Raw genomic sequence first — 14376 nt, 5'->3', positions numbered from 1 at the left:
GGCTCAGACGCCGGAGGCGTCGGGCGGGGGGTGGTGACCACCGGCCAGCATCGACTGCTCCTTGTCAGTGAGGTCGCGGTTGACGGCCTCGAGCAACGGCGACCGGGACAGCTGGATGACCGCGACCACGATGGCGCCGAACCCGACCGCGGCGAGGACGGCGAACCAGCCGCCGCGCACGGTCTCGTCGAAGACCAGGATGCCCCAGAGCACGGCCACGAGCGGATCCATGAGCGTGAACCCCGGCTGGGCCGCGATGAGCGGGCCGATGTGCAGCGCGCTCTGCACGGTGACCACGCCGAGGATGCCGAACCCGACCGCGGTGTAGGTCTGCCAGGTGGTGAGGATGGCGACGAAGCCGTCCTCGTCCCAGCGGTCGACGGTCTCCTTGATCATGGTGGCCGTCAGGCCGAAGCTGGTGCCCGAGGCGAGTCCGAGCATGGCCGTGCGCCACAGCACCGAACCGCGTCGCGCGGCGACGTAGAACAGCAGGATGGTGAAGGCGGTCGCCCCGCCGGCCGCGGCGTAGGTGACGTTGGCGACCGAGCCCGGGTCACCGCCCTCCGGCGCGAGCGCCGCGACCAGCAGGACGAGGCCCGCGGTCATCAGCACGAAGTTGACCCACTCGCGGGTGCCGAGACGTTCACGGAAGACGGTCGAGGCGAGGATCAGCGTGAGCGGGAGTTCCATGGCCACGAACGGTTCGACGACCGAGAGCTCACCGATGGACAGGGCGAAGGCCTGCAGGACGAACGAGGCGACCATGGCGGCGAACCCGCCGATCCACACCGGCCGGCGGACCAGGTCGAGCAACACCCGCAGGCTGAACGGTTCCTGCGCCGCCTGCAGCAGGCTGGCCTTGCGCTGCAGGACGTTCGCGCAGGCGTTGCCGCCACCCGCGAGCAGGGCGAGGGCGATCGACAGGATGGTGGTGCCCACCTACCAGCCCCAGGATCCGGGCCCGCCCTTGAACGGGCCCACGACGTCGTCGGTGATCCAGCCGCCGTAGAACCCGCCCTCCTGCGGACGCACGCGCTCGCCGTCGACCGTGCAGACGAAACGGTCGGGGTAGAAGGTCACGGCGCCGGTCATGGCGGTGAACCGCGGGGTCGGGTCCTCGTAGGACCAGGCCGCCGCCCGCTGCCCCAGCACGTCCCAGTAGGTCGCGACGCCCTTCCACTCGCACACCGTGCCGCCGGTGGCCGACGGCGTCAGCACGCCCTCGGCGACGTCGGCGCGCCGCAGGTACCAGGTCGGCGGGTGCGAGGTCTCGAGCACCCGCCACGCCTGCGTCGACCGGGCGACGAGATGGTCGCCCGCGTGCACCTCGACGAGGCGGTCGCTCGGCACCAGCGCGGGCGGGCGGGGGTAGTCCCACACCGACTCCTGGCCGGGCCCGACCGGATCGGGAGCAGGATGGCGACTCACACCACCATCCTGCTCCCCTCCACCGACCACGACTGCGGCCCGGGTGGGGCCGACGCGACCTCAGGCCGACCCGACGTCAGGCCGACCCGACCTCAGGCCGACCCGACCTCAGGCCGACACAGCGGGTCAGGCCGCCGGGGCGGGGATGGTCTTGATCGCGATGTCGCCGAAGCTGCCGGTCAGCGTGGCCCGCACCGGCGCCTGCCCGGTCAGCAGGGACACCGTGTGCAGGGTGGTGTTGCCCGCACCGTCGGGGACGACCGCGTAGCCGGTGTTGTCGGTCGCACGGCCGGTGTCGTCGATCTGGGTGAAGATGTCGAACCCGATGTCGGTGACGTCGGCGCCGAGCTTGCCGGTCAACTGCAGCGTCCCGTTGTTCGCCGGCGCCTGGGTCACGACCTGGTCCAGCGCGGTGTCGATGTCGAACAGCGTCGTCCCGGAGTTCGCCGACAGGTCGTTGTTGGTGTACGCCGCGGCACTCAGCCCGGTGGCCGTCGTGCCCGCGACGTAGTTGAGGGCGAGGTCCTCGACGGTGCCGGTCGTGGTGTCGACGAAGGTCTGACGCAGGTTCTGGCCGGTGTCGCTGATGATGCGCAGGGCGTTCGCGGCCGGGTTGAAGTCCACGCCGAACGCGGTGCCGGACAGCGGCACGGTGAGCTTGCGGACCTTGGTCAGGACGCCCTTGTCGGTCACGGTGTAGACCACGCCGGCGTTGCCGACGGCGTACGTCTTGCCGTCCTGCACGCGCACGTCGATGCCGACCAACGCGGTCTCCCCCGCCTTGAACCCGGTGATCTTGCGCATCGGGCTGAGCACGCCGGTGTCGGCGCGCAGGACGGTCAGGCTGCGCCCGTCCGCGCCGAGCAGCAGCGCCACCGGAGCGCTCGCCGTGGACGGAGGCGCGACCGGTGCCGCACCGGCCGTCGCCGCCAGGGCGGATCCGATGAGCACCGTGCTGCACGCCACCGCGGTGACGGCACCGAGATGAGTTCGCATGAGGTTTGCCTTCCGTTCGATCGAGGTCAGCGCGGACGCGCTGCCCCTCCTTCGACCGGCCGGCCGGCCCCGGTTCGCCCCCGGCCCCGGTTCTTCACCGACACCCAGCAATCAGCTCCCGAGCAGGTGCGGCGAGGTCGGGTCCGAGACGTCGATCCCGTAGACGTAGCCGGTGCTCCCTGACGCCGGTCGCCCGGTCCAGTAGACGGCCGAGCCGACGTGCACCGGGTCGGTGCCGGCGTCGAACCGGAAGCCCTCGAACGTCGCGCTCCCCTGCACCACCCCGGCGGAGTCGATGAGCCGGTACTCGGTGCGCACCGCACCGCCGGTCGTCACGGTGAACAGCACGGCGAACCGGTCCGCTGCCACCTGCACGACCCGCGGTTCGAGCGCCTGCGTGGTGCCTGCGGCGGGGAACGAGGTGAGCCAGGTGAGGGTGTGCGCACCACTCGCAGGGTCCGCCGCGACGATGTACACGTTGCGGACCTCGTGGTCCTCCTCGCTGCCCACAGGCCCGGGTTGGTGGATGGAGTTGCCCGTCACGACGATGCCCGACGGCCCACTCACCAGGCCGGTGACGGTGGCGCCGGTGTAGTTGTTGCCGAAGTCGGTGTCGCGGGGGTTGAAGTCGAGCAGGTCGTACGTCGTGAGCGAGTGCTGGCTCGGGTAGTTCGCGAAAACGCTGAGCTCCACCGCGCGGGGATAGGTGTCACCGTGGTCGATCGCGACCAGGCTGCTCCCGTTCATCGCAACCAGCTGCTGGAACGAGTGGCTGGCAGACGGCGCGCCCCCGAGGTCTGCGAACGGCGTGGCGGTCATCGTGGAGACGTCGACCTGAATTGTCAGGTTGGCTTGATGATGCACGTTCTGGATCGCATAGATCGTGCGGCTCATGTGCAGCACGAGCGTGGTGCCCGTCAGCACCATGTGCGCAGCCCCGAACGCGAAGGGCTCGTAGATCCCCTTCAGGCTGGCCTGGGTCGCACCGCCCTCGACGTACGCCGTGCCGAGCAGGGTCCAGTCCGCCGAGTACCGACGGATCGCGACCACGTCGAGGTGGTCGTCCTGATCGGGGTTGTCCTTGCCGAGAGCGACGTAGAAGTCGCCGGTCGGGGCGGCGTAGAAGCCACCCCAGACGGGCCAGCCCGCGGTGGAACGAGTGACGGTCGCGCCGATCTGGCTGTGGGACACGGGGTCGAAGGTCTGGGCGGTGAGCGAACCGGAGGAAGGGTGGTAGGTCGCGACGCCGACACGACCGGCTCCCGCGGCATACTCGTGCACGACGTCCGGCGTGGCCCAGTTTCCGCCGTCGTAGACCGAGTCCTTGGTCCAGTCGACGGTGCCGACGCTCGCCACGATGCCGTTGGGCGGGGTGACGACCGCCGTCCTGGCGGTGACGGTCGCGGGCGCGGCCTCGCGACCCTCGACGTCGTGGGCGAACAGCGCGTAGGCGTAGGGGGTGTTCGCGGCGAGGCCGGAGTCCGTGACCGTGGTGGCGTCGGTGTCGGCGACCAACGCCCCAGCACTCGACGACGCCGGCGGGGTGGACCCCTGGGCCCGGCGGATCTCGACCCGGCTGGCGGACGCGTCGGCGGAGCGGGTCCAGGCCAACGTGACGCTGCTCGACGTCACGGCCGTCGTCCGCGCGTTCGTCACCGGTGCGTAGTCGGTGACGACGGCGGGCGAGGTGGCACGGGTGGCGTAGTTGCCCGAGGTGTCGTGGGCGAACAGGGCGTACGAGTAGGTGGTGCCGCTCGTGACCCCGGTGTCGACGAAGGTGGATGCGGCGGTGTCGGCCACGGCGGTGCCGGCGGTCGGAGACGTCGGCGGGTTGGGTCCGACCGCGCGGCGCACGATCACCCCCGCGAAGTCGGCGTCGGACGGGTTGGTCCAGGTCAGCGTCACGCTGTGGTCGGTGAACGCGGGGACGGCCACGTTCGTCACCGGCGCCGGAGCGTTGGTGTCGGGCGCGGAGGCGAGGACGTAGCCCGCGACGTCGGCCAGGACGTCCACGGTGCCGCCACTACCGTTGTACAGCGCAACGGTTCCTCCGGCGCCCACCCTCGCGGCGACGAGGTTGGCGCGGATGTCTCCCACGCCGAAGTTGAGGTTGGACGCGGTGGGTCGAGGACCGCCCGAGGGGTAGACGGTGAGGTATCCCGCACCCGTCGGGGACACGGCCGTCACGTTGAGCAGCACGGCCGCGACCCCGGTGGCCGGCACGCCCCCGCGGCCGGTGACCGGCAGCTGGACCGTGCCGCCGGGCGACACCCGCCCGGCCGGCGCGCCGTTGCCGGAGCGGGTGTCGAGCACCCGGGTGGGTGGCAACGCCGCGAAGGCGCCGACGTCGGTCACCGGCGTACCGCCGTTGACGTACCCCGCGATGTCGGCGAGCAGGTCGACGTTCCCGCCGCTGCCGTTGTAGAGCGCGACCCGACCGTCGGCCCCCACCTTCACCGCGACCAGGTTCGGCACGGTCCGACGGGCGGCGAAGTTCAGGCTCGACGCCGTCGGCCGCGTGCTGCCGTCCGGGTACGCGGTGATGTACCCGGAGCCGGTGACGTTGGTGACCGTGACGTTGAGCAGGACCGCCGAGGCGTTGCTCGGGATGATGCCGCCGACGGCCTGGAACGTCACCGTCGAACCTCTCCCGACCGGGCCGGGCGGAGCGCCGTACCCCGAGCGGGTGTCGAGCAGCCGGGACGGCAGCAGCGGCTCGAACGTGCCCGGCCGCACGGCCGCGCCGTCGACGTAGTAGCCCGCGACGTCGGCCAGCAGGTCCACCGTTCCCCCGCTGCCGTTGAACAGGGAGACGCGACCACCGCTGCCCAGCCGCACCGCGACCAGGTTCGGCACCGTCTGACGCGGCACGAAGTTGAGGTTCGAGGCGGTCGGACGCTGCTGACCGGTGGGGAACGCGGTGATGTACCCGCTGCCCTTCGGGTTGGTGACGGTCACGTTGAGCAGGACGGCGGACACCCCGGTGGCCGGTACCCCGCCGCGCCCGGTGACCTGCAGGTCGACCGTGCCACCCGCGCCCACCGGTGCCCGCGCCGCCCCGTTGCCCGACCGGGTGTCCAGCAGCCGCGCGGGCGACAGCGCCACGTAGGTCCCCGGCTGCTGCCCCACCGCCTGCGCCGGTTGCACCCCGGCCGACACGGAGCCGAGGAGAGCGGCCACGAGCGCCACGACGACACGAGCCCGGGAGATCTTCACGGCCGGAGACTAGGTCACGCGAGGCGCCAGCGGGGGGTGATGGCGGAGGACCCGCAGTCGGATCCCGGCGCGAACGGGACGACACGCGTGAAACCGGAGAGGCGGCACCGACCCGGTGACCCCGGGAACGACGACGGCCCCCGGCTGCCCACCGTGGTGGGCGGCCGGGGGCCGTCGGTCGATCAGGCGTTCAGATCAGCGGTAGTCGCTGTACCCGAAGTCGTCCAGGTGGACGGCCTGGCCGCCACCCGGGCCGAACCCGTAGTAGTCGTTCTCGTCGTAGCCCGCCATCGTGAAGGCCGCGGCGCGGGCCTCCTCGGTCGGCTGCACCTCGAGGTTGCGGTACCGCGAGATGCCGGTACCGGCCGGGATGAGCTTGCCGATGATGACGTTCTCCTTGAGGCCCACGAGGGAGTCGCTCTTCGCGGCGATGGCCGCGTCGGTGAGCACCCGGGTGGTCTCCTGGAACGACGCCGCCGACAGCCACGACTCGGTCGCGAGCGACGCCTTCGTGATGCCCATGAGCACGGGACGGCCGGAAGCCGGCTCCCCGCCCTCGGCGACCACGCGACGGTTCTCGGTCTCGAACAGCGAGCGCTCCACCAGCGAACCGGGGAGGAACTCGGTCGCACCCGAGTCGATCACCGTGACGCGCTTGAGCATCTGCCGGATGATCACCTCGATGTGCTTGTCGTGGATCGCGACACCCTGGCTGCGGTAGACCTCCTGGACCTCGCGGACCAGGTGCAGCTGCACCTCGCGCGAGCCCATGATCCGCAGCACCTCGTGCGGGTTGACCGCACCGGCGATCAGCTGCTGGCCGACCTCCACGCGCTGGCCGTCGCTGATGAGCAGTCGGGCACGACGGGAGATCGGGTACTCGACCTCCTCGCCACCGTCGTCGGGCGTGACGACCAGCCGGCGGCCGGACGACTTCGCCGTGGCGATGGTGCCGGGCTCCGGCTCCTCGACGCGGACGGTGCCGGTGGCCTCGGCGATCGGGGCGTTGCCCTTGGGCACGCGCGCCTCGAACAGCTCGGCCACACGGGGCAGACCGTGCGTGATGTCCTCACCGGCGATGCCGCCGGTGTGGAACGTGCGCATGGTCAGCTGCGTGCCGGGCTCACCGATCGACTGGGCGGCGATGATGCCGACCGCCTCGCCGACGTCCACGAGCTTGCCCGTGGCGAGCGACCGGCCGTAGCAGGTCGCGCAGGTGCCGACGGCCGACTCGCAGGTGAGGACCGAACGCAGCCGGACCTCGGTGATGCCCTTCGCGACGAGCTCGTCGATGAGGACGTCACCCAGGTCGGAACCGGCCGTGGCCAGCACCTCGCCACCGGGCGTCTCGACGTCCTCGGCGAGGACGCGGGCGTAGACCGAGGTCTCCGCGTGGACGTCCTTCACCAGCGTGCCGTCCGGCAGCTCCGACGCGATCGCGAGGACGACGCCGCGGTCGGTGCCGCAGTCCTCCTCACGGACGATGACGTCCTGCGAGACGTCGACCAGACGACGGGTCAGGTACCCCGAGTCGGCGGTCCGCAGAGCGGTGTCGGCGAGACCCTTGCGGGCACCGTGCGAGGCGATGAAGTACTCGAGGACGGACAGACCCTCACGGAAGTTGGCCTTGATCGGGCGCGGGATGATCTCGCCCTTGGGGTTGGCCACCAGGCCGCGCATACCGGCGATCTGCCGCATCTGCATCATGTTCCCGCGAGCGCCGGAGTTGACCATGATGTAGACGGGGTTCGTCTTCGGGAAGTTCGCCTCCATCTCCTTCGCGACCTCGGCCGTGGCCTTGGTCCACACCTCGACGAGCTCCTGACGGCGCTCCTCCTCGGTGATGACGCCGCGCTGGTACTGCTTCTCGATCTTCTCCGCCTGCGCCTCGTAGCCGTCGAGGATCTCCTGCTTGCGGGCAGGGGTCACGACGTCGTCGATGGCGATGGTGATGCCCGAGCGGGTGGCCCAGAAGAAGCCGGCCGCCTTGAGAGCGTCGAGCGACGCCGCGACCTGCACCTTGCTGTACCGCTCCGCCAGGTCGTTGACGATCTGGCCGAGCTCCTTCTTGGTCACCTCGTAGTTCACGAAGCGGTAGTCGACCGGCAGGGCCTCGTTGAAGATCGTGCGGCCGAGCGTGGTCTCGATGAGCGTGGGCTCACCGGGGGTCCAGTCCTCGGGCGCGACCCACGGCTCGACACCGCGGCCGTTGTCGACCTCGGTCACGCCGGACATGCGGATCTTCACCGGCGCCTGCAGGCCGAGCGACTTGGCGTCGCGCGCCATGAGCGCCTCGGACTCCGACGAGAACACCTGTCCCGCACCGGTCTGCTCCTCGCGGAGCGTGGTGAGGTGGTACAGGCCCAGGATCATGTCCTGGGTCGGCATCGTCACCGGACGGCCGTCGGCGGGCTTGAGGATGTTGTTGGTCGACAGCATCAGCACGCGGGCCTCGGCCTGCGCCTCCGCCGACAGCGGCAGGTGCACGGCCATCTGGTCACCGTCGAAGTCCGCGTTGAACGCGGTGCAGACGAGCGGGTGGATCTGGATGGCCTTGCCCTCGACCAGCTGCGGCTCGAAGGCCTGGATGCCCAGACGGTGCAGCGTGGGCGCACGATTCAGCAGCACCGGGTGCTCGGAGATGACCTCTTCGAGGACGTCCCACACCACCGGGCGCGCGCGCTCGACCATGCGCTTGGCCGACTTGATGTTCTGCGCGTGCGAGAGGTCGACCAGCCGCTTCATGACGAACGGCTTGAACAGCTCCAACGCCATCTGCTTGGGCAGGCCGCACTGGTGCAGCTTGAGCTGCGGTCCGACGACGATGACCGAGCGGCCGGAGTAGTCGACGCGCTTGCCGAGCAGGTTCTGACGGAACCGGCCCTGCTTGCCCTTGAGCAGGTCCGACAGCGACTTCAGCGGCCGGTTGCCGGGACCCGTGACGGGACGGCCACGACGGCCGTTGTCGAACAGGGCGTCGACCGACTCCTGCAGCATCCGCTTCTCGTTGTTGACGATGATCTCGGGCGCGCCGAGGTCGATCAGTCGCTTGAGGCGGTTGTTGCGGTTGATGACGCGGCGGTACAGGTCGTTGAGGTCGGAGGTCGCGAAGCGGCCACCGTCCAGCTGCACCATCGGACGCAGGTCCGGCGGGATGACCGGCACGCAGTCGAGCACCATGCCCATGGGGCTGTTGGTGGTCTGCAGGAACGACGCGACGACCTTCAGCCGCTTGAGCGCGCGGATCTTCTTCTGACCACGGCCCGAACGGATCGTCTCGCGCAGCGACTCGGCCTCGGCCTCGAGGTCGAAGTTGCGCAGCAGCGTCTGCAACGCCTCGGCACCCATGCCGCCGGTGAAGTACTCACCGAAGCGGTCACGGAGCTCGCGGTACAGGCCCTCGTCGCCGATGAGCTGCTTGACGTCGAGCTTGCGGAAGGTGTCGATGACCTCTTCGAGACGGTCGATCTCGCGCTGGGAGCGGTCGCGCAGCTGACGCATCTCGCGCTCGCCGCCCTCACGCACCTTGCGGCGGACGTCGCTCTTCGCGCCCTCGGCCTCGAGCTCGGCCAGGTCGGTCTCGAGCTTCTTGGCGCGGGCCTCGATCGTGGCGTCGCGGTTCTTCTCCAGCGTCGACTTCTCCGCGGAGATCTCGTTCTCCAGGGTCGACATGTCCCGGTGACGGGCCTCGGTGTCGACGGTGGTGATGAGGTAGGCCGCGAAGTAGATGATCTTCTCGAGGTCCTTCGGCGCGAGGTCGAGCAGGTAGCCCAACCGCGACGGGACGCCCTTGAAGTACCAGATGTGGGTCACGGGAGCGGCGAGCTCGATGTGGCCCATGCGCTCACGACGGACCTTGGCCCGCGTGACCTCGACGCCACAGCGCTCGCAGATGATCCCCTTGAAGCGCACGCGCTTGTACTTGCCGCAGTAGCACTCCCAGTCCCGGGTGGGACCGAAGATCTTCTCGCAGAACAGACCGTCCTTCTCAGGCTTGAGAGTCCGGTAGTTGATGGTCTCGGGCTTCTTCACTTCACCGTGCGACCAGGCGCGGATGTCGTCCGCGGTGGCCAGACCGATACGCAGCTCGTCGAACACGTTGACGTCGAGCAAGGTTCCTACCTTCTGCTGGTGGTGCTTGTGGATTGCTTAGCAGCTTGGGTGGGGCCGGCCGTCACGCTGGTGAGCGTGACGACCGGCCGCCGGGGTTCGTGCGTCAGACCTCTTCGACCGAAGACGGCTCGCGACGCGACAGGTCGATGCCGAGCTCCTCCGCCGCGCGGAAGAAGTCGTCGTCGGTGTCGCGCATCTCCACGGTGTTGCCGTCGGAGCTCAGGACCTCGACGTTGAGGCAGAGGCTCTGCAGCTCCTTGAGCAGCACCTTGAAGGACTCGGGGATGCCGGGCTCGGGCACGTTCTCGCCCTTGACGATCGCCTCGTACACCTTGACGCGGCCGAGGATGTCGTCGGACTTGATCGTCAGCAGCTCCTGCAACGCGTACGCCGCGCCGTAGGCCTGCATCGCCCAGCACTCCATCTCGCCGAACCGCTGGCCGCCGAACTGGGCCTTACCGCCCAGGGGCTGCTGCGTGATCATCGAGTACGGACCGGTCGAACGGGCGTGGATCTTGTCGTCGACCAGGTGGTGGAGCTTGAGGATGTAGACGTAGCCGACCGAGACCGGCTCCGGGAACGGGTCGCCGGAGCGACCGTCGATGAGCCGGGCCTTGCCGCTGGCACCGATGAGCTGCTGACCGTCACGGGTCGGCAGCGTCGAGGACAGCAGGCCGGTGATCTCCTCCTCGCGCGCACCGTCGAAGACGGGGGTCGCGACGTTGGTGCCGGGCTCGCCGTTGCGGGCGGGCTCGGGCAGCCGGGCCGCCCAGTCCGGGGTCCCCTCGACGTTCCAGCCGGTCTTGGCGACCCACCCGAGGTGGGTCTCCAGCACCTGGCCGACGTTCATGCGGCTGGGCACGCCCAGCGGGTTCAGCACGATGTCGACCGGGGTGCCGTCCTCGAGGAACGGCATGTCCTCCGGCGGGAGGATCTTCGAGATGACGCCCTTGTTGCCGTGCCGGCCGGCGAGCTTGTCGCCGTCCTGGATCTTGCGCTTCTGGGCGATGTAGACGCGGACCAGCTCGTTGACGCCCGGGGCCAGCTCGTCGCCGTCCTCGCGCGAGAACACGCGGACGCCGATGACCTTGCCGGACTCGCCGTGCGGCACCTTCATCGAGGTGTCGCGGACCTCGCGGGCCTTCTCCCCGAAGATCGCGCGGAGCAGCCGCTCCTCGGGGGTCAGCTCGGTCTCGCCCTTCGGCGTGACCTTGCCGACCAGCACGTCGCCGTCGCGGACGTCGGCACCGATGCGCACGATGCCGCGCTCGTCGAGCTCGGCGAGGACCTCGTCGGACACGTTCGGGATGTCCCGGGTGATCTCCTCGGCGCCCAGCTTGGTGTCGCGGGCGTCGACCTCGTGCTCCTCGACGTGGATCGAGGTGAGGACGTCGTCCTGGACCAGCCGCTGGTTGAGGATGATCGCGTCCTCGTAGTTGTGGCCCTGCCACGGCATGAACGCGACCAGCAGGTTCTTGCCCAGCGCCATCTCACCGCGGTCGGTGGACGGGCCGTCGGCGAGCACCTGGCCGGGCTCGACCCGCCAGCCCTCGTCGACGATCGGCTTCTGGTTGAAGCTCGTGCCCTGGTTCGAGCGCGCGAACTTCGCCAGCCGGTAGGTCTGCCGGGTGCCGTCGTCGGCCATGACCGTGACGTAGTCGGCGGAGACCTCCTCGACGACGCCCGGCTTGTCGGCCGTGACGACGTCGGCGGCGTCGACCGCCGCACGCAGCTCCATGCCGGTGCCCACGAGCGGGGCCTCGGCGCGCAGGAGCGGCACGGCCTGACGCTGCATGTTCGCGCCCATGAGGGCGCGGTTCGCGTCGTCGTGCTCGAGGAACGGGATCATCGCGGTCGCGACCGACACCATCTGGCGCGGCGAGACGTCCATGTACTCGACGTCGGCCGGCGAGAAGTAGTCGACCTCGCCACCCTTCTTGCGGACGAGCAGCTTCTCGTCCATGAAGTTGCCCTGGGCGTCGAGGACGGCGTTCGCCTGCGCGATGACGTACCGGTCCTCCTCGTCGGCGGACAGGTAGTCGACGTCGTCGGTGACCTTGCCGTCGACGATCTTGCGGTACGGGGTCTCGATGAACCCGAACGCGTTGATCCGCCCGTACGACGCGAGCGACCCGATGAGGCCGATGTTCGGGCCTTCCGGGGTCTCGATCGGGCACATGCGGCCGTAGTGCGACGTGTGGACGTCACGGACCTCCATGCCGGCGCGGTCACGGGACAGACCACCCGGACCCAGCGCCGACAGGCGACGCTTGTGGGTCAGGCCCGCGAGCGGGTTGGTCTGGTCCATGAACTGCGACAGCTGCGACGTCCCGAAGAACTCCTTGATGGACGCCACGACCGGCCGGATGTTGATCAGGGTCTGCGGCGTGATCGCCTCGACGTCCTGGGTCGTCATGCGCTCGCGGACGACGCGCTCCATCCGGGACAGGCCCACGCGGACCTGGTTCTGGATGAGCTCGCCGACGCTGCGCAGGCGACGGTTGCCGAAGTGGTCGATGTCGTCGGTCTCGTAGCCCTCGTCACCCGCGTGCAGGTGCAGGAGGTACTCGATCGTCGCGACGATGTCCTCTTCGGTGAGCGTGCCGGTCCCGATCGGGGTCTCGACACCCAGCTTCTTGTCGACCTTGTAGCGACCGACCTTCGCGAGGTCGTAGCGCTTGGGGTTGAAGAAGAGGTTCTCGAGCAGCACCTGCGCCGACTCGCGCGTGGGCGGCTCGCCCGGGCGCAGCTTGCGGTAGATGTCGAGCAGGGCTTCGTCGCCGGTGGCGATGTGGTCCTTCTCGAGGGTCGCGAGCAGCGTCTCGGACCAGCCGAAGCGCTCACGGATCCGCTCGGTCTCCCAGCCCAGGGCCTTCAGCAGGACGGTGACCGGCTGGCGGCGCTTGCGGTCGATGCGGACACCGACGGTGGCGCGCTTGTCGACGTCGAACTCCAGCCAGGCGCCACGGCCCGGGATGACCTTCACGCTGTAGACGTCGACGTCGCTCGCCTTGTCCAGCGTGCGGTCGAAGTAGACGCCCGGGCTGCGGACCAGCTGCGACACCACGACACGCTCGGTGCCGTTGATGATGAAGGTGCCCTTGCGGGTCATCATCGGGAAGTCGCCCATGAACACCGTCTGGCTCTTGATCTCGCCGGTGGTGTTGTTGGTGAACTCCGCGGTGACGAACAACGGCGCCGCGTAGGTCATGTCCTTGTCCTTGCACTCTTCGATGGACGCCTTGACGTCCTCGAAGCGCGGGTTGGAGAAGGACAGGCTCATCGAGCCCGAGAAGTCCTCGATCGGCGAGATCTCGCCGAGGATCTCCGCGAGACCCGAGGAGGTCGAGACCGCCCCGCCGGGGCCGCTCGAGGTCGCCGCCGCGGCGGCGACACGCTCTGCCCACGCCTCGTTGCCGACCAGCCAGTCGAACGACTCGGTCTGGAGGGCGAGCAGGTTGGGGACCTCGAGAGGCTCACGGAGCTTCGCGAAGGTTGTACGGGGTGGAGCTGCGGGTACACCCGCGATGGTGGTGGTGCTGGGAACGTCAGTGCTGCTGCGAGCCAAGATGCGTCCTTCCGAGGACCGGCGCCGTCATCGACAGCGCTGCGCCTCTGCGGGCACCACGAAGAGGACCTGGCCGGAGTGCGGGCCGGTCCGGATCTGGGCAGGCAGAAGGCAGCGCAAAGGTCGAGTGTAGCTGGGCGCGCAGCAGCTGTCGAGCCCCGGGTCGAGGTCCGCCCGGAGGCCCGGGAACGGGGCCGCACCGCTCGGGACCAGAGGTCCCGCCGGGGCCGGCCGCTCCGGGGCCGGGTGGCCGCGTGAGGCGTCGTGCTCCGGTAGAGGGTGCACCGCGGCAGAGGCTCCCGTCAAGCCGGAGCGCCGTGCGGTGGACGGCGTGTCGCGAGCCCCGTGCGGGGGGCTCGCTCAGGCGTTGTTGCCCAGTTGTTCGAGCGCGGAGACCAGCCAGGTGCCCCCGACGAGGTCCATCGTGACCCGGATCTGCAGGGCGTCGATGCGGGGCGTGGTCTGGGCCTTGTTGGTGACCGACTGCTGGGCGTAGACCAGCACGACCACCTGGCGGCCGTTCGGGGCGGCCGAGACCAGGCCCGCGGTGTCGACCTGACCGACCGCGACCGTCTGGCTCGAGGGCAGCTGTGGCTTGACCACGGTGTCGATGGCCTTGAGGTACTGGTCCTTGAACCCGCCGGTGATGACCGCCGCCGCCTTGGCGGCGTCGGCGTCGATGGTCTGGTAGCCGTAGCTGGTCAGCAGCGCGACGTCGGACTTCGCGCTCGCCAGCGCGCGCTCGGTCTGGGCCGGGTCGACCGCGGGGTCCGCGGTGAGGGTGCGGACCAGGAAGACGACCCCGACGGCCACCAGGGCCGCGACGAGCAGCAGCGACGCCACGGTGACGCCACGACCGGGACGGCCGGCCCCGGACTCCCCCGCCGGTACTTCCTCGGCGGACCCGCCGGCGGACCTGCCGGACCTCGCTGGGGACCCCTCTGTGGCGGCCGGGCTCTCGTCGGCGGGCCGGGGGCGGGGACGCGGGCGGGCGGCCGCCTTGCCGACCGACGACCTCGGCGTCGCGGAGGCGGGCCGGGCGGTCGCGGCCTTGG

Annotated in this window: 7 protein-coding genes; all 7 read right to left on the bottom strand. The window is 70.0% G+C overall.

What is annotated here, in order from left to right; translation table 11 throughout:
- Positions 1-3: 3 nt before the first annotated feature.
- On the bottom strand, positions 4-939 hold the full coding sequence (locus ACXR2U_RS19320) for a DMT family transporter (protein WP_458826710.1): 936 nt from the start codon (positions 937-939) through the stop codon (positions 4-6).
- Entirely contained in the window at positions 940-1428 is a 489-nt protein-coding gene (locus tag ACXR2U_RS19315; RefSeq protein WP_458826709.1) for a DUF427 domain-containing protein, read from the bottom strand.
- 126 nt (positions 1429-1554) lie between these two features.
- On the bottom strand, positions 1555-2424 hold the full coding sequence (locus tag ACXR2U_RS19310) for a DUF4394 domain-containing protein (RefSeq protein ID WP_458826708.1): 870 nt from the start codon (positions 2422-2424) through the stop codon (positions 1555-1557).
- 111 nt (positions 2425-2535) lie between these two features.
- Positions 2536-5640, bottom strand: coding sequence for a fibronectin type III domain-containing protein (locus tag ACXR2U_RS19305; protein WP_458826707.1), 3105 nt, complete (start codon positions 5638-5640; stop codon positions 2536-2538).
- 195 nt (positions 5641-5835) lie between these two features.
- Complete coding sequence (locus tag ACXR2U_RS19300) at positions 5836-9753, bottom strand: DNA-directed RNA polymerase subunit beta' (RefSeq protein WP_458826706.1); 3918 nt, start codon at positions 9751-9753, stop codon at positions 5836-5838.
- Between the two features lie 103 nt (positions 9754-9856).
- A complete protein-coding gene (rpoB, locus tag ACXR2U_RS19295) occupies positions 9857-13282 on the bottom strand; it encodes a DNA-directed RNA polymerase subunit beta (RefSeq protein ID WP_458826733.1) in 3426 nt (1141 codons plus the stop codon).
- 399 nt (positions 13283-13681) lie between these two features.
- The gene (locus ACXR2U_RS19290) at positions 13682-14164 is read right to left on the bottom strand and encodes a hypothetical protein (protein WP_458826705.1); all 483 of its coding nucleotides are present in this window, start codon (positions 14162-14164) and stop codon (positions 13682-13684) included.
- Between the last annotated feature and the right edge of the window lie 212 nt (positions 14165-14376).

This window comes from Jatrophihabitans sp. YIM 134969, from assembly GCF_054456675.1.
The sequence above is the reverse complement of the archived record's forward strand: the minus strand, read 5'-3'. Positions and strand labels throughout refer to the sequence as shown.